Raw genomic sequence first — 18,724 nt, 5'->3', positions numbered from 1 at the left:
CGCGAATAAAACAAGAGAGGGTGGGGATTCATCCTCTTTTTTACTTTTAAAACCAAGTGTTGGTTTTGCTTGCAAACGTGATTGCTCAAACGAGTGAGCTTTCATTCCTATACTAAGGAGAGATTTTGTTATGGATATGACAAAGAAGATGGAGACGACAGAGAAAAAGGCTTGGTACAAAAGCATGCCGGACCCGATGGTCCTGATCTTTATGATTTTAGTGGCGACTTACCTACTGACCTTTGTTGTGCCTGCGGGGGAATTCTCACGCGTTGTTGTCGATGGCCGAACCACGGTTGTGCCGAACTCATTTGCCTATCTGAATGACGTTCCTGCGGTGCATTTCTTTGATATTTTTGTCGCGATTCCGAAAGGCTTGATCAGTGCGGCGCCTTACTTGTTCATCGTATTTATTGCTGGTGGCTTGTTCCACATCTTGCAACGCACCGGAGCATTAGAGAACGCAATTGGTGTGGCGGTAAACAAAGCGGGTGTGAAGAACCGTAATTTGATCATCACCATCGGCACCTTTATCTACGGCTTCTTTGGCGTGGCGGTAGGCTTTGAGAACAACATCGCACTTGTTCCGGTTGCAGTTCTGATTTCTGCAGCGGTTGGTTACTCCAGCCTTGTCGGTACGGTAATGGCAGTGGGCGGCATCGGAGTGGGCTTTGCGCTGTCACCAATCAACCCTTATACCGTGGGTGTGGCTCAAGGTATTGCTGAACTGCCAACTTTCTCGGGCGCTTGGCTGCGTGCAGCGATGGTGATTTCCTCTCTTGCATTGTTGTCTTACTACATCTGTACTCGCGTGGCGAAGATGGAGTTTAAAGAGCCAGATTCAGCAGAAGGCTTAAGCAAAGATCTATCGGAATACCATCTAGAGAAGAAAGACAAACTGACGCTGGGCGTATTCCTAGCAGGTCTAGGTGTGATGCTTTACGGTGTATTTGCCAATGGCTGGTACATCAACGAGATCGCAGGCTTGTTCTTATTGATGGCTATTGTGATCGGCGCAGTCAACGGCTTAAGCGCCAATGGCATTGTGAAGCAAATGATGGAAGGTGCATCGGGCGTAACCGCAGGTGCATTGGTGATTGGTGTTGCGGCATCGATTCAAATCATCCTCGACCAAGCACAAATCATCGACACCATCGTTAACGCGTTAAGCTCACTGATCCAAGATATGCCGATTGCCATCTCTGCGATTGTTGCGAGTGTGGTGCAAGGTGTAATCAACCTATTCGTACCATCGGGCTCTGGTCAGGCAATGGTGACCATGCCAATCCTAATTCCTGTAGCTGACCTTACTGGCATGAGCCGTCAGCTGATGATCACCGCATTCCAAGTGGGTGACGGTCTGACCAACCTTATCGTTCCGACTTCTGGTGGTACGCTAGCAATGTTGGCACTTGGTCGCGTGTCTTACGAGCAGTGGCTCAAAGCTATCATGCCATTCATGGCGTTCGTTTATGTTCTATGTTGGGTAGCCTTGTTTGTTGGACAAATGGTTGGTTACTAACGCCTTTTATATTGAGAATCTATGACGATTTCACTTATCCACGTTAACCCAGAAACAGGGTTATCGGCTTCCATTACAGCGACTGGCGGCGTTGCCGTCGGTGGCTACGTAAACCACAGTTGGCGTGGGATTGGCGCGTGTGCCACCCAAGGCTTGTTTACCAACCCTTGGTATGCGGACAACGCTAAGCGATGGTTATCTCAAGGGCTTTGTTGCCATGATGTGGTTGAGCGTTTGAAAGAGGGCGATGCTGAATTTGCTAAGCGCCAATGCATGGTAATGGATAAACATGGCCACGCGGCGTTTATCAATGGTGAAGAGAACATCGCGCACGTGGGTTCTCTTGCTTTTCAAGATCTCGCCGTTGCAGGCAACATGCTAGAAAGTGACGCGGTCATAGAAGCTTTTGCGGATTCGTTTATGGCTCAAACAATGTTGAATGCCGATCAAGTGAGAGCTGGGGACAAACCTCATTATCATGAGAACTACGAAGCAAGGTTAGCGGAAGTGCTCATTACTGCACTAGAAGCCGCGTTGGAAGCGGGTGGCGATAAGCGCGGAACGTATTCCGCTTCGCTTCGTATTGAAAGCTACACGCAAGCACCGATTGATATTCGCGTTGATTGGTCTGATGACAGCTTGATTGAAGACATGAGAAAGGTACTGAGCCGCGTACAAGCGCCGAGCTTCCAAGAGTTTCTCGACGGATTGCCGAATCAATAAATCGATAGTTTTTCTGAGATTTGTTAATAGACAAAAACAAAAAAGCCGAACAGCGTATCACTGTTCGGCTTTTTCATATCTTAACGAGGTGAGGGATTAGTACCTCACTTCGTAGTTCAAGTGGAAGCGGCGACCCGGTGCGTTGTAGTAACGTGAGTTGTTACGCTCTGATTGCGCGTACGCCGTCATGTAGTCTTCGTTGAATAGGTTTTCTACAGCGAAGCTTAACGTACCGAATGGAAGATCGTAGTCCACACCTGCGTTTGCAACGAAGTAGCTGTCTACTGCGTATTTCGCGCCAGAAGTGATTTCATCTTCTTTATCACGGTTGCCTGAGTAAACCAGCGTCATGTTGTAGCGACCGAATTCGTAAGCGTCGTAACTGATAACAGACGTTACTTTCAATGGTGCGATACGCGTGCCGTCTAGTGGTTCCCAGCCGCTGTCTTCGTTAAGTTTACGCTCACCTTCTTGCCAAGAGATTGTGCTGTCTGTACGAAGGTTAGCAAGAATGCTGTAACCAAGCGTTGCTTCCGCACCCCAAACTTTCTCTGGTGCACGAGTACTTTCTAGCGCATCGCCTGCTTCGTTTACGTTCAGCGTCGAACCTAGGTCAGATTCACTGTAGAACGCTGCAAGAGAGTAGTCCGCTTCACCAAGGAAGCCGCGCACACCCACTTCGTAGTTGTCTGTAGTAATTGGCTTGATAGCACCTTCAACGGTCGAGCTGTTACCAGAACGAATGTCACGTAGTGCTTCGTTCGTTGACATACCTTGCGCGAAAGATGCAAACAGCTGGTGGTTGTCGGTCAGATCGTGTGTCACACCAATGTTGAATAGGAACTCGTCAAAGTACGGATCACCGCCTTGAACTTGATCACCTGCATTGTTGTGTGTGTTACCTACCGTGAAATCATCCACGCTTAGACGTACGTACTCGTAACGGATACCGTAAGAAAGAACGGTGTTGTCGCTTACATCAGTGATGAACTGTGCGAATGGTGCGATAGCAAACTGCTCTACATCCGGTGTGTTGTTGTAGAAACCGACGCTGTTTGGCTGTTTGAACGACTGTTGTTCAACGTCCATACCCCAAGTCACGAAAGCCCAATCAATTTGGCTAGAGATGTTGGCTTTCACGCCGAAACGATCAAAATCTGTCTCGTTGTGGCCATATAGCGTTTGACCAAAGGTTGGAGAATTTGGGTTCTTATCTTTCATCGCAAGCGTGAACGTCTCAGTATCTTGAGCCATCCAGTAACCCGTTACATCGAGCATACCTAAGCTAAAGCCCAGATCTTGGTAACGCGCTTGGTAGTTAGCGAACGTACGTGTCACATCGTTTGGTTTCGCGCCATCTTTGCCTGCAACGCCGTTGTTGTAACCTGGGCCACAGTGAACCGCTTCTGCAGGTTTGCCGTTAGCTGCATCGCCATTCGCTGCACACCAACCGTCGTTGTCAGTAATGTTACGAACGCCAACAGTCAAAGTCAGTGAACGATCTTCGTCGATGTTACGGTTCCAAACGCCGTTTACGTTTAGGTTGTCCATGTCATCTTCGTTGTTTACCGAAGGTAGGCGATCACCATTAGCATCGTAGCTGCCGCCACGTTGCTCGTAACCCAGACCAAAACGCCATTGATCTTTCTCATCACCGCCAGTCGCTTCTTGGTACACGTTCCAAGTGAACGCATCGCTACCAAACTCTTGGAAGCTTGTGCCAACTTTAGTGCGGTATTCTACTGCGCCTTCTTCTGGCATTTTGGTGATCACGTTGATGATACCGCCCTGTGCGCCAAGGCCGTAAACCGCAGAACCACCACGGATAACTTCGATACGCTCTACGTTTTGCGGATCAATAGCCGACAACTCTTGGCCGAAGTCTAGGAAGCTGTTGTTTTGTGCAACGCCGTCAATCAATAACAGAACGCGACGACCACGAATTTGGTTTTGACCTTTGCTGCTCAGGTTACCGTGAACAGAAGTACCCATACCCGGAACCAACGTTGAAAGCACATCGTTGATGCTGCGGCTTTGGTTTAACTGAGATTGAAGTTGTTCTTGATCGATAACGGTCACAGAGCGAGGAACGTCGTTAAGCAGCTGTTGAGAACGGCTTGCGGTAACAACCATTGTTTCCATTGCTTGGACTTCGTCGTTACTTTCTGCTGAAACGCCGAAAGATGAAAGAGTAATTGCACTTACCACTGCAATATTTAGCTTAGATAGTTTGAGTTTCATAACTTCCTGCAACTAAAAGTTGTCTTTTATAAACTTGTTAATAAATCGATTTAGCTAGCGATTATTGAGCACTTTGTAATTGCGTGGTAGTCTAGCACGCAAAGAAGTAATGTAAATATCAATAATTATCATTTGTCATTTAATGAGCAATTTTACTGCAGTCGTTATCATTTCAATAATTAGCCAAATGCTGTCTATTCAGCTTGCTTATGCAAGTGGATTAAACGCATCAGTTGTCGATGATCTAGACCATACGATATCGACATCGAATGTGACCCATTTCCCGCGTGTTGCAAGCGTATCTACTTTTGGTGCAGAGCTAGTAATCGCAATGGGTGAGAAGCCTGTTGGTGTATCCAATTATCCTGGTGGATTTCCTCCTTATCTCTCTGCTTTAAATGACGTGCCAAGTCTTGGTAATCGTTCAAGAACCAGCTTTGAAGCTTTGTACGATGTTAAGCCAGATTTGGTCGTTGGTTTGGGGCGAATGTTAGAGCCTTACTATCAGCGCTTCGTCGAAATCGCACCGCCTCTCGGTTTTGATTTGATTACTTTAGAAGACAGTTTTTCTGCGGTAGAGCGTGCAAGCATGGCAATGGGGCGAGAAGAGCAAGGAAAATCACTAAACATGTGTTTTCAGGCTTTTCTTGATGAAATGCAATCAAATCTCGGTAATAGACAGTTTTCTGGTTTATTTCTGACAAGTGCAGGCGTCACTCCGCGAGCATACTACTCACACTTTATGTCCGTCGCTCTTATGGAAAAATTGAATATCCGAAGTGCGAATGGTGACTCGCCGTACGCGACGAAAACGCCTTTTTCTGGGCAAGTGGGTCTTGAGTGGTTGGTGAAACTCGATCCCGATGTGATTTTCATGTACCAGAACGCCGAGCCACAATTTACCGAATCGAAAATTTGGCAAAGCCTAAAAGCGGTGAAGAACAATCGAGTTTACTTGGTTGATATGACATGGCGAGAGCCAGAAGGGCCGCTTTCACGAATTTGGGTTGCGATGGATATCGCCCACAAAGTGTATCCCGATCTTTTCCCTGCGCCTTCTGTTGAACGAGTTTATGAGGTGATCAATGGCTCATGTTCTTAGGATAACCAAACCAAGTGTGGTGATGGTTCGCAGTTTGGCGACGGCTTTGTTACTAGCTGTGGTTTATGTGTCTTTGTCGAGTGGCATTTACCATTTTGATGCCCAGCAGATCATGGCGTTTTTGATTTCTGATTCAAGCAGCCAAGCATCTTTAGTGTTTTGGGAACTACGTTTACCTCGCACCTTAATCGCACTCTTTGGTGGGGCGGCGTTGGCGGTATCCGGCTCGCTCATGCAAGACATCGTTCGCAACCCGCTAGCGTCTCCAAACCTGACCGGTGTGATGTCTGGCGCTGCGCTTAGCGTGTTAACGGCGACCATGTTCTTGCTGCCATTGCCAACTTTGTTTTGGGGGATTGTAGGTGGTTTGTTTGGCGGCGCCATTACCTTATCCATCAGTTGGAAACAGGGCGTCACACCAGCGCGTTTGGCGTTAGCTGGCATTTCCGTGAGTGCGTTTTGCCAAGCAGCGGTGACCTACATTCTTCTGTCGGATCGCGTAGACAGTGAGTCACTGTTTTTCTGGTTAACGGGCAGTAACGCAGGCGCGAATTGGTCGGTGTTTATGCCGCTTATCTACACCGTCATTCCTGCGTTTATCTTGCTTGCGGTGACACATCGACAGCGTAGTTACTTACTACTGGATGACACGGTTGCTCGTGGTCTAGGTATCGCAATTAACCGTTATAGGTTGGCGTTTGGTTTTGTCTCTGTCGTGCTTACTGCGGTTGCGGTTGGTGCATTTGGCCCTGTTGGTTTTGTTGGCCTTGTTGCTCCTCATCTCGCTCGCATGATGGGGTTGGGACTTGGCGGTGCAGCTGTGATTGGTGCGGCACTCGTTACCGCAGCGGATCTCCTTTCTCGAACCCTGCTTATGCCGTTGGAAATTCCTATTGGCGTCATTACCGCGACTTTAGGTGCGCCTTGGTTTCTTATGTTGATTGTTCGTAAGCTGAGAGGGAATTAATGAAAACACGTTTCCTATTCCCTTGCTTGGCATTGCTGGTGTTCGCTCCTGCACTGTTTATCGCTTCTAACCCAGAGCTTAGACAAGCAGGCGAGCTGTTTATTACTCACGGTACTTATCACCCATTTTGGTCGCTAACCCTACCAAGGTTTTTGCTGGCAATAATGGCGGGTATGATGCTGGCAGTATCAGGCTTATTGCTGCAAACCACCCTCAAAAACCCGTTGGCAGATAGCGGTATTTTAGGTGTGAACGCTGGTGCTTCTCTTGGTGCCGTCTGTGCGATTTTGTTGCCCGCCTGGTTTAATTGGAAAATCACCACAGAAAGCGCGTTGTTGCTGTTCTCAATGGCGGGAGGTTTGCTCAGCGCGATTCCTGTTTTGATCGTTAGCAGAATCGGAAATACCAGTCTCACTCTACTCACAGGTGTGGCGATCACGGCCATTCTTGGCGCGTTTAGTTCGGCGCTGATCTTCACTATTGGTCAGGGTAAAACCGACATCGCATTGCAATGGATGGCGGGTGGTATGTATGGACGAGGTTGGGAGCAAGTAAGTTATCTTCTGCCTTGGTTCTTGGCCTGTTTAGCGTTCATTGCTTTGGTGTATTTGCCACTAAAATGGGTACGCTACGATGACGCGATTTTGCGTGGTATTGGTATCAACGGTGCTTTGCTGCGTTTGGGGATTCTTTTAGGTACGGTATTTATTACTGCACCTGCCGTTTCAGCGGTTGGGCCGATTGGTTTTGTGGGATTGGTGATTCCGCACATTGCACGTTTGCTCAGTGCGAATGATCCTTTGCGAACCATGTTCACGACTTTGATTTTTGGCGCTGGCTTCCTCGCACTTTCAGATGTTTTAGCCAAACACTTACTGTTCCCAACCGAAATTCCTGCGGGTGTGATTACCGCACTGCTTGGTGTGCCATTTTTCCTCTTCTTGTTAAGGAAACACTCATAATGACCCTATCTTCAAAAGGGCTTGAAGGGCAATCGCTCACTTCAGGCTACAACGATACGATGATCTTGAACGATGTGAACATCCGTCTTCAAGAAGGTAAGGTGACGGCGTTCATTGGCCCAAATGGGTGCGGTAAAAGTACGCTGATGAAGACCTTAACCGGTGCGATAAAAGCGAAAAAAGGCGACGTGACTTTTAAAGGCAAAGCACTTAACCAATGGAAGCTTAAAGATCTCGCTAAGCACATTGCGATTCTGCCTCAACATCCTACGGCACCAGAAGGTGTATTGGTCGAGCAGCTTGTTGCGCTTGGTCGTGTTGCGCATCGCAAGTGGTATCAGGGCAACAGTGAGCGTGACCAAGAAGTGATTACTGAATCGCTTGCTTCTGTCGGGTTGGCTGGTTACGAAAAGCGTGTAGTGAGTACGTTGTCGGGTGGTGAGCGTCAGCGCGTTTGGCTGGCAATGTGTTTGGCGCAAGAAGCTCAGTGGTTATTGCTGGATGAACCAACCAGTTATCTCGATTTAGGTCACCAACTCGAGCTACTCGAAGTACTCGATAAGTTGAACAAGGAACGCAACTTAACCATCGTTTATGTTCTCCATGAACTCAGCCAAGCTGCACAGTTCTGCGATGAACTGGTACTAATGAAAAAAGGCCAGATCTTAAAACAGGGAGCGCCTTTGGATGTGCTCACTGAATCGACCCTTGAATCGGTGTTTAAAGTGGAAGGGAAAATGGAAGTCATTGATGGCTACGTTTACTGTTTACCAAAAGCTTATGTTCGTGAGGAAGTGCGTTAATGGAAAACCTGTTTAATCAGTTTCGTACTTTGGTGGCTTTGCCTGAGAATGTTAAAGCTATGAGTATCAGCGATCAGCAAGCCATCTTGAATCGACACGAACCTTTCTTCCGCTTACGTTTTGTTGAACAGCCGAAAGGCACTAAAGCCAGTGAATGGTTTGAGAATGATTTTCCTGCTGTTGTGCAAGATTACGCAGATTCTATTGAGGCGAAATTGCCATTTGCCGTGCCTATCTGGCAGAAAGTGTTCAACGCGATTTTGCTGACTTCGCTGGTCGGTCACCGTGTGGTGTTTGATCGTGTGTTGCAGTTAACACTCGATGATCTGTATCTGACGATTGGTGAAGACCATCGCGTAGCAAGCATTGAAGTGTCGAGTGCAACGCCTTTCTTTGCTCTTGAGAGTAGCAACGAAAACGCAATGCAAGTGGAATCGGAACTGGCCTTAGACGAGAAACTCGCGCAAGTTATTACGACGCTCTCTGAGCCATTGGTGCCGTTGTACAAAAAGCAGAAAGTTAGCCCGAAAGTGTTTTGGGGAAATGCCTTGTACGCGTGTGATTTGGCGTTTTCTAAACTTGCGCATCAGCCATTAGCCGATGACACGGTAGAGCTAGACGTGAAAGCTACATCAAAGTGGCAGCAAAACCTATTTAACGCCGTAACACCCAAAGGCGGTGAGTTAAACGCAGTGAAAAAGGTGACCTTTAATGGCTTTCAAAAGGTCTACGTGAGACGAGAAACGTGCTGTCTGAAATACAAAATTGAAGGCAAAGAGAAGTGCTCAACCTGTAACTTGCACGATTCAGAAATCCAAGAAAATATCATGCGTAACAAGCTGCTCAGTGCCATCGCATAGCTTTGCCTGCACCGCTTGTTGATATCTCTTCTCTCATCGGCGATTTTCCAATTGAGAATCGCCGTTCTAAATCAAACCATACGCTTTTAAAATCACAATCCCTACGGTACAAGTCACTGTTGAAAGCACGGTTGTTAAAGCAATGATGTTCGCTGCTAAGACGGAGTTCCCTCCCATCGAGCGTGCCATCACATAACTTGCTGCCGCCACAGGAGAGGCGTTCATAAAGAACAGAATGCCAAGCTCAATCCCTCTAAAGCCAACTAAATATGCACCTGTGGTAATCACGATAGGGGCGACGACCAGTTTGTAGCTGCTAGCAAACCAAGATGGTCCTTTCTCTTTCTTCATCAAACTTAAATCGAGTGAGCCTCCGGTACACAAAAGGGCGAGGGGAAGTGTCATTTTCGATAGATAGTTGCCAGCATCAATCGCCACATCCGGAACCGGAATCGACAGAAGGTAGAACACCATGCCAGAGACAATTGCGATGATCAGTGGGTTGCGCGTTAAGGTTCTCACCATCATTTTGGCGGCTTGAGATCCAGACGTTGCCCCTTTTGGAGACAAACAAATCACCGCTTGCACGTTATAGATAAAGGTGGTCACCGCAACATAAAGGGCGGCCAGAGCGACACCTTGTGAACCATAAGCATTCGCCACATACGCAATGCCGATGATGCCCGTATTGGCACGAAAGCCACCTTGGATTAAAACGCCTTGGTCGGGTGAAGATTTGAAGAACAGTTTGACGGAAATAAAAGTGAAGATGAAAAACGCGATGCTGGCAACAATGCCGTAATTGACGAAGCCGCTAGCCGCAGAGAAATCATGCTCGGAGACGACGATACTCAAGAACAACATCGCAGGTAGCGTGACCTGAAACACCAGTTTAGAACCGACTTCGATAAAGTTGTCGTTGATAAGCCCAATGCGTTTGAAGATAACGCCCAAGACAAGCATTAAGCAGATGGGGCCAGTGATCGACAATGAGAATTGCAACTGATGTAAAACAGCATCCATGAGTGTATCCGCAGCAAAAGAAAAGAGTTTTATAATTGTCATACAATTAAACCACAACTCAATCTTGGGAGACAGTAGGGTGGTGAAATTTTCTTCAGTTATTGTGGGGTTACTGGTGAAAGGAGAGGAAAACCAGTCTGGCTTGTATCACCAGACTGGAAGCAAACTCTAAAGCAGAATTACTTTTGAGCGTTTGAAAGGAGGTAATCAGGACCGGCTGTTTCCGCCGTTACTACAGACAGCTTGCTAGTATCCGCACCAACGTCTTGGTATTGAGTAAAGCCTTTCACTTGTTCGCTTTTTGGTAACTCTACCGAGTAAGAAGCGATTTGCTCTGCGTTAGTCACCGTGCCGACGTACACTTCGTTGTTGTAAGTAGGATTCACCAGCGGTAACTCTTCTGTCGCACGTACGCTGACGAATTGCTCTTGCTGGTGGTTATCAACCACGTTGCTGTCGAAGTGAACGTCAACGCCAGCGAAAATGTTCTTCACTTCACTGTTATTGAACAGGCTCACACGGTGCGTTTGGTTGCCGTAGACAATGCCCCATTCTGTATCCACAAGCGTGTTATTACGAATGGTGATGTTCTTTGGTGTCCATTGTTTGTTGAGCTCTTTGCCTTTCACTGCTTGGTCGAGCTTCTCGCCGTTTGCTACATCAATAATGCCCGTATTAATCACGATGCCGCCGCGCAGATCCGCATTACCTTCAATCTTGCCATCACGACCGCGCGTGCCAGTGATGTAGTTGTTCTCAATCACGTGGTCTTCATCGTAAATACGCATACCGCCAGTCAGTAGTTTTTCGTTACCGAGAATTACGTTGTCTTTCACCACGTTCGCTTTACCGTGACGAAGAGAAATTAGAGAGGCACTTTCAAAGATGGTGTTGCCAGAGATTTCATTGCCGCCTGACTTAATCGAAATCAGCTCGCGCTCACCATCCATATCGATCATCAGGTTGTTGGTGAACTTAGAGTTTGATGCCCATTGAGACGATTTAGAGTCACCAATTCGAATCGCTTCCCAGCTGTTACCGTTGTAGCGAATCGCTTCTTTGATATCGAATTCATTGAACTGGTTTGGTTTTTGGTCCAAGAAAATGTTGTTAGCAATAAGGTGGTTGTCTGGTGTGTCGTCTTTTTGTACGCCAATTAAGGTGCCGCGCTTTTGCTTACCTTCAAAACGGTTATTGATCACCTTGCCATCTTTACCCCACAGTGAAACCCACAAGTATTTCGGGTATTCAGAGCGACGTTCGTCCGGTTGGTATTCGTAAGCGTGGTTGAAGTAGTAGAACGTAGAGTTTTGCAAAGTGTTGTTGTTACCCATCATACGCACGCCGCCGAAACGTTCAGCAGGGCCGCCTTCGGTAAACACCAAACCGTCGACAGTGATGTTGTTACCTTCAAGGCGAAGCTGAGCCAAACCCGTTAGCCAAACGCTGCCAGGTTGCTCCGCCTTGATGGTAATGTCGTTAGATTTCACCGTGACGATATCAAGATCCGCGTATTTACCCGCAGGAATCGTGATTGTTGTACCGTCTTCGGCATTCTCCATTTGTTGTTTCAATGCTTGCACAGTGTCTGCTGATTGCGCTTCAAGTGCGCTGCCATCCACTGTGTTTAAGCGATCCGTAGCAAGCAAGTAATCGCGAGTGATGTCATTCACTGCGGTTTCAACAACAACGGGAGCTGCAGCTTCCGTAGTTTGAGAAGGTGAAGTGTTACAACCTACTAGGGTTAGGGCAGAAATGGACGCGGCAACCACGCCAGCAAGCATTGTTTTTTTCATAATGTATCTCTTTGTAGAAGCACAAAAAGCGGTTGAATACTCAACCGCTTGTTTCTCGTTATGAGTTCTCCGTTATTGGAGCCCCCTCAGAAGCGCGCTCTGCGTTGCCATCGACTGCTCTCATCAGCGCCACGCCGACGCCAAGAACAATCACACCACAGAACACGAAAATCATGCGTCCCCAGAATGGGTTAGGCAGTAAGAACATCGCCATCACACCCACACCAGACACCGCAATCAACGAACCCAACATTTGGCGTTGTTTGTTATCCAGTTTTTTCTGTTCCGTTGAGTCAGAAACCAACGGTGTTGCTAAGTTATTGAAGAAGCGGTCAACGTCTTGTTGGCGTTTCTCTTCAAGCGGTTTGTAGAACAGTGTCGACAGAGCAAAGAAGCCTGCGGTAAACACCAAGTGACCAATCAAACCAACCGCAACTTTTAGATCTGACCATTCACGACCTGTTAGAGGCTGAAGATCAAACCAGTTTTGAATCATTTCCGGTGTGATGACAAAACCAACCGTGTAAGACACGATGCCACCTACCACCAATGTGCCCCAGCCAGCCCAGTCCGGTGTTCTCTTGATGAAGAAGCCACAGAACGCAGGAATCGTCATTGGGAAGCCAATCAACGCGCCAACGTACATCATGGTGTCGAACAGGCTCAGACCTTTTAGCGAGTTGATGAACAGAGCAATCAAGATGATCGCGATGCCGAAGAAGGTAGAGGTGATTTTCGATACGATCATCAACTCTTTTTCTGTCGCGTTCGGGCGCAGAATCGGCAAGTAGAAGTTCATCACGAAGATGCCTGAGTTACGGTTCAAACCTGAGTCCATTGACGACATCGTCGCTGCAAACATCGCTGAAATCAGCAGACCAACCATGCCCGCTGGCATGTATTTCTCAACAAAGTACAAGTAAGCAAAATCACCTGCTTTAGAGCCTGCTTCTGGGTAGTGCGCCGACAGGTCAACACCTTGGCTTGCAATGAACCAAGAAGGGGTAAACCAAATCAATACGCCCACTGTCATTAGTACACACGCAAGCAGTGCAGCTTTCTTAGCGTTCTTAGAGTCTTTTGCCGCTAGGTAACGGTGACAGTTCAACATGTTGTTGTTGATAGAGAACTGCTTTAAGAAAATGAACACTGCCCAGATACCAAAAATACTGAGGTAGTTCAGGTTGTTACCCGTTACGAAAGACCCGTTTTCTTGAACAGGGAAGTTCGCAATGATTTCTGTAATACCGCCGCCTTTTACGACCGCAACCACTGCACACGTCACTGTTACTGCCATGATGATGACCATCTGCATAAAGTCAGATGCGATAACCGCCCATGAGCCGCCCGTTACGGACATCATCAGTACCACTAAACCCGTGATCCAAATGGTGGTTGTCATATCGAAGCCGAAAATGCCCGATGCGATGATCGCCAAACCATTCAACCAGATACCCGCAGAAATCACGCTGCTTGGCATGCCAGACCAAGTGAATACTTGCTCGTTAAAGCGACCAAAGCGCATGCGAATCGCATCGATCGGCGTGATAACGCGCAGCTGGCGGAATTTCGGTGCGAAGTACAGGTAGTTCATCAAGTAACCGAACGCATTCGCTAAGAAGATAGTCGCTACAGCGAAACCATCGGTGTACGCTTTACCGGCCGCACCAGTAAATGTCCAAGCACTGAACTGGGTCATAAACGCCGTTGCGCCTACCATCCACCACAGCATGTTGCCGCCCCCGCGGAAGTAGTCACTGGTGGTGCTTGTAAATGTTCTAAACATCCAGCCTATCGCAATGAGGAATAGGAAATAGATGCCAACAATCAGGGTATTGAGTTCCATTTTTCGACCTTCTCATAGTCATTGATTTCTGCCGGATATATTATCCGTTCGATTATTTATTTGTACTACAATAATTCAATTGTGTGATGAAGTGATTAATACTGGAAATCTGCTTGACCCAGTACATTCTTCTACTTCTATCTACACAAACTGATGGTTGTGAACTTAAAATATATTATTCAATGGCTTATGATGAGTTTTGTCAGTATGGAACCCCGTTAATTACATTCGCTTATCGTTTCAACAAGAAACTTTGGTTATACATTTCGCTTATTTTGTATGATTATTTCTTTGTTAAATTCGCTGGTTATTTAATGTCTCAACCGCAACGGACTTAACAAAAAAGTAAACAAATAGACCTGAGTGATAAGGGAGGAATGAAGCGGCTGTGTACAACCGCTTCATAAGGTAGATTTAGCTTTCGGTTACCGCTTGTTGGGTTTGAGTACCGTTGTCGTCAACCGCTTTAACAAGTAGTAGACCAACACCACCAACAATCGCACCACACAAGATGAAGACTAAGCGTCCCCACATTGGGTTTGGCAGTAGCGCCATCAACATTACGCCTACACCAGCGACTGCGATGAGTTTGCCAAGCATTTGACGTTGCTTGTTATCAAGAACTTTCTGTTCTGCAGATTCAGCAACAAGTGGTGTTGATAGGTTGTCGAAGAACTTATCTACGTCTGCCTGACGTTTCTCAGTTAGAGGCTTGTAGAACAGCGTTGATAGAACGAAGAAGCCACCCGTTAGCGTAATGTGGCCAACTAGACCAATCGCGACTTTAACGTCTGACCATTCACGGCCTGTAAGCTGTTCAAGACCGAATGCTGAAGAAACCATGTCAGCAGTGATAACAAAACCAACAACGTAAGAGACAAGACCACCGACAATCAGCGTGCCCCAACCAGCCCAGTCTGGCGTTTTCTTAATAAAGAAGCCTAGGAATGCAGGGATTGTCATTGGGAAGCCGATCAAGGCACCAACGTACATCATGGTGTCGAACAGGCTCAGGCCTTTTAGTGAGTTGATGAATTGCGCAACCAGGATGATGGCAATACCAAATACCGTTGAGGTAATTTTCGATACCGTTACCAGCTCTTTCTCTGATGCTTGGCCACGGCGAATCACTGGTTCGTAGAAGTTCTTAACGAAGATACCAGAGTTGCGGTTTAGACCTGAGTCCATTGAAGACATGGTCGCGGCAAACATTGCTGCTACGAGAAGGCCAACCATACCCGCTGGCATGTACTCTTGTACGAAGTAAAGGTAAGCGAAGTCGCCTGCTTTGCTACCTGCATCTGGATAAGCGGCTGATAGGTCTACGCCTTGACCCGCAATGTACCAAGAAGGCATGAACCAAATGAATACACCGCCTAGCATTAGAACACATGCTAGCAATGCTGCTTTCTTCGCATTTTTCGAGTCTTTTGCTGCAAGGTAGCGGTAAGAGTTCAACATGTTGTTGGTAATAGAGAACTGCTTAACAAAGATGAAGAACGCCCAAATGCTAAAGATGCTTAGGTAGTTCAGGTTGTTACCAGAGACGAAAGAACCACCTTCTGCGACAGGGAAGTTACTGATGACTTCAGTAATGCCGCCGCCTTGAACGATCGCAACAACTGCACAAGTTACCGTTACCGCCATGATGATCACCATCTGCATGAAGTCAGACGCGATAACTGCCCAAGAGCCACCCGTTACTGACATCATCAGTACCACCAAACCGGTAATCCAGATGGTTGCTGTCATATCAAAGCCGAAAATACCAGAAGCGATGATCGCCAGTGCATTCAACCAAACACCAGCAGATACCACACTGTTTGGCATTGAAGACCAAGTAAAGACTTGTTCGTTCGTGGTGCCGAAACGCATACGAATCGCTTCAATTACCGTTACTACACGTAGCTGGCGGAACTTTGGTGCGAAATACGCAAAGTTCATGAAGTAACCGAATGCGTTTGCTAGGAAGATAACCGCAACCGCGAAACCATCGTTATAAGCTTTACCAGCAGCACCAGTAAACGTCCATGCAGAGAACTGCGTCATGAAGGCCGTTGCACCAACCATCCACCAAAGCATGTTGCCGCCGCCTCGGAAATAGTCACTAGTCGTATTGGTAAACGTTCTGAACATCCAACCTATTGCAATTAAGAATAGAAAGTAGATGCCTACAATAAGGGTATTGAGTTCCATCTTTAGACCTTTTGATCGTTATTTAATGTCTTGAGGCAATACTAACTATCAGTTTACTTATTTGTAGTACAATAACTCAAAAGCGTGACGAATGATCCGGAATGGGTCATTTCAATAATCATACAAGTGATCGTGATCGGATATTGACATTGCACTCAAAAGGGGAAGGGTGCACCAAGTCAATATCACGGCAACTTATCAATGACTTTGGCGTGCACTCGATTGGTTCAATAGCGTTTATAGCCTTAGTTAATAAGGGTTATAACGGCGTAAGAAGGTGTGAAGTATTGTCAGATTTGTATGACTATTGCAGATAAAAAAACGCCCACGACATGCCTGTAATGCGTGGGCGAAAACGGTATTGATACCGTCTGAGCCAAGGGTTCTGTTGGATTGCAATAGAACAGTGAAACGAGGTTCTGGATGTAGCTGAAAGATACTCGAGGGGTATATCTCTCATCGCTGCTAAGCACGTTACGCTGTAAGATCTTCGACAATCATTGCAAAGTTCAACAAAGCTAGGCTCTGTAAAGTGTTGTTATGATATGGGAGCAACTATACCAATCGACACAAGTCATCATCCTCGTCTGATCGATCTCGGCGCTTTTCTTATGCCGATTGGTATTAAACATTTCCCACTTAAGTAACTACTCCTAAAAACTCAATTAGTCATAACCAATTAAGCGTTTTCCTTGGCTTGTTACCTATTGATAGCGAAACCAGGCTGTTGATTTGTCTCTATAAGTGTCTGTTACAAAAGACAAACCGCTACAGCCACTTAAGTCCAATGAGAACCACAACCGTTGGAAGCAACAACAAGCTGCTTAGAACCATCAAGACTTGAGCAACAGCGAGTAGGGATGACAAAACAGTATTCTTCAATGTCGAAAGTTTCACTGGTCGCGTCCATCTTGTTCGCTGCACTTTGCTTCTATTTGCTATTTCTTGTGCTTACTTATTTCTTCTATCCCCTTATGTCTCAGCCTGACATAAGTGACCTTTGCTTATATAGCCTCGGCCTTTCTCATTTCATCTCTATAACCAAGCGATGCTTAACCTGTTATTGGACTCTATGTAGAAAAGGACAGAGCGAAAAAGTGCGCGTCAATAGCAATTTGATGTTCTGTGTCTCAAAAACTTGAAATGATTATATTGTATGACAAATAAAAATGAACTCATTTGGTGCAAAAATATGCGGTAGAGCACATTTTTAGCCTAAATATTAAGACAATTAATGAGCCGTAAATATCGGTAATATATTTAATATCAATAAGTTAATGTCAACTTTGGTGGTTGTAACAAAGTTTGATAGCGTGGATAAATCATACAATTAGATCTAATTCACAGAACGCTCAACATCGGCTGGGTACTATATTTGTAGTATTTTAACTCAAGATATAAGGCCGATAATAATGAAACCCCTACGACCTCTACATCTAGCAACCTGCCTCAGCGCCATTCTTTTCAGTGCTAACACTCTTGCTGCAGACTTTGTGTTCCTTGATGAAGCAACGCTTGAACAAAACCGCGCTGTTTTACAGTCAGATAAAGCGAGCGATTCAATGAAAGACGCGTACGACCGTCTTATTGAAGAAGCAGAACTGGCGATGAAAGATGGCCCGTTTACGGTAACGGCGAAAGGTATGACGCCACCAAGCGGTAGCAAAAACGATTACATGAGCATCAGCCCGTACTGGTGGCCAGATGAATCGAAAGAAGATGGCCTTCCTTGGGTTCGTCACGATGGCAAAACTAACCCAGCATCGAAAACAGCTGAAACAGATTCTAAACGTATTGGTCACTTCACTCGTTCTGTTCGCGCATTGGCATTGGCTTATTACTTCAGCCAAGACGAGAAATACGCAAAACAAGGTATCGAATACGTTCGTACTTGGTTCATGAATGATGAAACTAAGATGAACCCGAACGTGAATTACGGTCAGGGTGTACCTGGTCGTGCAGAAGGTCGTCGTGGCGGCATTATTGATACACGTACTCTGGCCGATCGCATGCTGGATTCGATCGCCATCCTTTCGCTTTCTCCTGCTTGGACGGATAAAGACGAACAGCAAATCACGAAGTGGTACGGCGAATACCTAGATTGGTTGATCATTGATGACCTATCAGGTGGCCCGAAAGGCGAAGCTGCTGCGGCAAACAACCACGGTACTTGGTATGACTTCCAAGTCGCCAGTATTGCTTACTTCTTAGGTAATGAGCCTCTCGCAAAGCAGATGGTTCAAAAAGGCAAGATGCGTGTAGACACTCAGTTCGAAAAAGACGGCTCTCAGCCTCATGAAATCGAACGTACTCGTGCATACCATTACCACTACTTCAGCTTAGATCCATTGGTCGGCATCGCTCAAATCGGTGACAAAGTCGGCATCGACCTATGGCACTACCAAAACAAGAAAGGTGGCTCATTAGCGCAAGGTATTCAGCTAATGGCGACTTATCAAGATCCTGCGTCTGACTGGCCATACACCGCGAAAGACAATCCACGCCGCGTAGAGCGCATGACACCGATTTACCTAAAAGCAGGTGTGGCGATGGAGAAACCTGAGTGGGTGAAACTGGCAACCGAAACTGACTTTAGCCGCTTCACAGTGAAGAAGAACTTGGCAGAAGTTTGGGCTCAGCGCGATATCGAATTGCTTTACCCAAAACAATAAAACCCTAAAAA

The 18,724-nt window shown here is 46.6% G+C and carries 13 protein-coding genes; 8 read left to right on the top strand and 5 right to left on the bottom strand.

Annotated elements, in window-relative coordinates:
- Positions 1 to 130: 130 nt before the first annotated feature.
- The gene (locus ACLIIY_RS09305; RefSeq protein ID WP_005437061.1) at positions 131 to 1,522 is read left to right on the top strand and encodes a YfcC family protein; all 1,392 of its coding nucleotides are present in this window, start codon (positions 131 to 133) and stop codon (positions 1,520 to 1,522) included.
- A gap of 21 nt (positions 1,523 to 1,543) precedes the next feature.
- Positions 1,544 to 2,245, top strand: a complete 702-nt coding sequence (locus ACLIIY_RS09300) for a DUF1028 domain-containing protein (RefSeq protein ID WP_434527489.1) — start codon at positions 1,544 to 1,546, stop codon at positions 2,243 to 2,245.
- A 96-nt stretch (positions 2,246 to 2,341) separates the two neighbouring features.
- Here ACLIIY_RS09300 and ACLIIY_RS09295 read toward each other — a convergent pair whose 3' ends face one another.
- Positions 2,342 to 4,486: a TonB-dependent receptor gene (locus ACLIIY_RS09295; RefSeq protein ID WP_434527488.1), complete on the bottom strand. Its 2,145-nt coding sequence runs from the start codon at positions 4,484 to 4,486 to the stop codon at positions 2,342 to 2,344.
- Positions 4,487 to 4,628: 142 nt separating this feature from the next.
- On the opposite strand from ACLIIY_RS09295, the gene ACLIIY_RS09290 reads away from it, so the two are divergent.
- From ACLIIY_RS09290 to ACLIIY_RS09270, 5 genes are read left to right on the top strand one after another with little or no spacing between them, the layout of a single operon-like run.
- Positions 4,629 to 5,588 (top strand): ABC transporter substrate-binding protein, encoded by a 960-nt coding sequence (locus ACLIIY_RS09290; protein WP_434527487.1) that lies wholly within the window; start codon positions 4,629 to 4,631, stop codon positions 5,586 to 5,588.
- Positions 5,572 to 6,555 carry a FecCD family ABC transporter permease gene (locus ACLIIY_RS09285; RefSeq protein ID WP_434527486.1) on the top strand — a complete coding sequence of 328 codons (984 nt, stop codon included), beginning with the start codon at positions 5,572 to 5,574 and terminating at the stop codon, positions 6,553 to 6,555. The genes ACLIIY_RS09290 and ACLIIY_RS09285 overlap by 17 nt, the downstream gene beginning before the upstream one ends.
- Positions 6,555 to 7,517, top strand: a complete 963-nt coding sequence (locus ACLIIY_RS09280) for a FecCD family ABC transporter permease (RefSeq protein ID WP_434527485.1) — start codon at positions 6,555 to 6,557, stop codon at positions 7,515 to 7,517. The genes ACLIIY_RS09285 and ACLIIY_RS09280 overlap by 1 nt, the downstream gene beginning before the upstream one ends.
- Positions 7,517 to 8,320, top strand: a complete 804-nt coding sequence (locus ACLIIY_RS09275) for an ABC transporter ATP-binding protein (protein ID WP_009705685.1) — start codon at positions 7,517 to 7,519, stop codon at positions 8,318 to 8,320. The genes ACLIIY_RS09280 and ACLIIY_RS09275 overlap by 1 nt, the downstream gene beginning before the upstream one ends.
- Positions 8,320 to 9,180 carry a (2Fe-2S)-binding protein gene (locus tag ACLIIY_RS09270; RefSeq protein WP_434527484.1) on the top strand — a complete coding sequence of 287 codons (861 nt, stop codon included), beginning with the start codon at positions 8,320 to 8,322 and terminating at the stop codon, positions 9,178 to 9,180. Before ACLIIY_RS09275 ends, ACLIIY_RS09270 begins: the two co-directional genes overlap by 1 nt.
- A gap of 66 nt (positions 9,181 to 9,246) precedes the next feature.
- Here the strand turns inward: ACLIIY_RS09270 and ACLIIY_RS09265 are convergent, their stop codons facing one another.
- The 4 genes from ACLIIY_RS09265 to ACLIIY_RS09250 form a co-directional block, all read right to left on the bottom strand.
- A complete protein-coding gene (locus ACLIIY_RS09265) occupies positions 9,247 to 10,203 on the bottom strand; it encodes an AEC family transporter (protein ID WP_434527483.1) in 957 nt (318 codons plus the stop codon).
- A gap of 179 nt (positions 10,204 to 10,382) precedes the next feature.
- The gene (locus ACLIIY_RS09260) at positions 10,383 to 11,999 is read right to left on the bottom strand and encodes a polysaccharide lyase 6 family protein (RefSeq protein ID WP_434527482.1); all 1,617 of its coding nucleotides are present in this window, start codon (positions 11,997 to 11,999) and stop codon (positions 10,383 to 10,385) included.
- 58 nt (positions 12,000 to 12,057) lie between these two features.
- The gene (locus ACLIIY_RS09255) at positions 12,058 to 13,845 is read right to left on the bottom strand and encodes a sodium:solute symporter family transporter (RefSeq protein WP_132697634.1); all 1,788 of its coding nucleotides are present in this window, start codon (positions 13,843 to 13,845) and stop codon (positions 12,058 to 12,060) included.
- A gap of 414 nt (positions 13,846 to 14,259) precedes the next feature.
- A complete protein-coding gene (locus ACLIIY_RS09250) occupies positions 14,260 to 16,041 on the bottom strand; it encodes a sodium:solute symporter family transporter (RefSeq protein WP_434527481.1) in 1,782 nt (593 codons plus the stop codon).
- A gap of 1,412 nt (positions 16,042 to 17,453) precedes the next feature.
- Between ACLIIY_RS09250 and ACLIIY_RS09245 the strand changes: the two genes are divergently transcribed.
- A complete protein-coding gene (locus ACLIIY_RS09245) occupies positions 17,454 to 18,713 on the top strand; it encodes an alginate lyase family protein (protein WP_434527480.1) in 1,260 nt (419 codons plus the stop codon).
- Positions 18,714 to 18,724: the final 11 nt, after the last annotated feature.

This window comes from Vibrio sp. K4 (genome assembly GCF_051122595.1).
Taxonomy (GTDB): Bacteria; Pseudomonadota; Gammaproteobacteria; order Enterobacterales; family Vibrionaceae; genus Vibrio; species Vibrio owensii.
This window is presented reverse-complemented; position numbering and strand designations above follow the sequence as displayed.

Coding starts and splice junctions, on each gene's coding strand:
- ACLIIY_RS09305 (WP_005437061.1), top strand. CDS start 131: ATGGATATGACAAAGAAGATGGAGACGACAGAGAAAAAGGCTTGGTAC.
- ACLIIY_RS09300 (WP_434527489.1), top strand. CDS start 1,544: ATGACGATTTCACTTATCCACGTTAACCCAGAAACAGGGTTATCGGCT.
- ACLIIY_RS09295 (WP_434527488.1), bottom strand. CDS start 4,486: ATGAAACTCAAACTATCTAAGCTAAATATTGCAGTGGTAAGTGCAATT.
- ACLIIY_RS09290 (WP_434527487.1), top strand. CDS start 4,629: ATGAGCAATTTTACTGCAGTCGTTATCATTTCAATAATTAGCCAAATG.
- ACLIIY_RS09285 (WP_434527486.1), top strand. CDS start 5,572: ATGGCTCATGTTCTTAGGATAACCAAACCAAGTGTGGTGATGGTTCGC.
- ACLIIY_RS09280 (WP_434527485.1), top strand. CDS start 6,555: ATGAAAACACGTTTCCTATTCCCTTGCTTGGCATTGCTGGTGTTCGCT.
- ACLIIY_RS09275 (WP_009705685.1), top strand. CDS start 7,517: ATGACCCTATCTTCAAAAGGGCTTGAAGGGCAATCGCTCACTTCAGGC.
- ACLIIY_RS09270 (WP_434527484.1), top strand. CDS start 8,320: ATGGAAAACCTGTTTAATCAGTTTCGTACTTTGGTGGCTTTGCCTGAG.
- ACLIIY_RS09265 (WP_434527483.1), bottom strand. CDS start 10,203: ATGGATGCTGTTTTACATCAGTTGCAATTCTCATTGTCGATCACTGGC.
- ACLIIY_RS09260 (WP_434527482.1), bottom strand. CDS start 11,999: ATGAAAAAAACAATGCTTGCTGGCGTGGTTGCCGCGTCCATTTCTGCC.
- ACLIIY_RS09255 (WP_132697634.1), bottom strand. CDS start 13,845: ATGGAACTCAATACCCTGATTGTTGGCATCTATTTCCTATTCCTCATT.
- ACLIIY_RS09250 (WP_434527481.1), bottom strand. CDS start 16,041: ATGGAACTCAATACCCTTATTGTAGGCATCTACTTTCTATTCTTAATT.
- ACLIIY_RS09245 (WP_434527480.1), top strand. CDS start 17,454: ATGAAACCCCTACGACCTCTACATCTAGCAACCTGCCTCAGCGCCATT.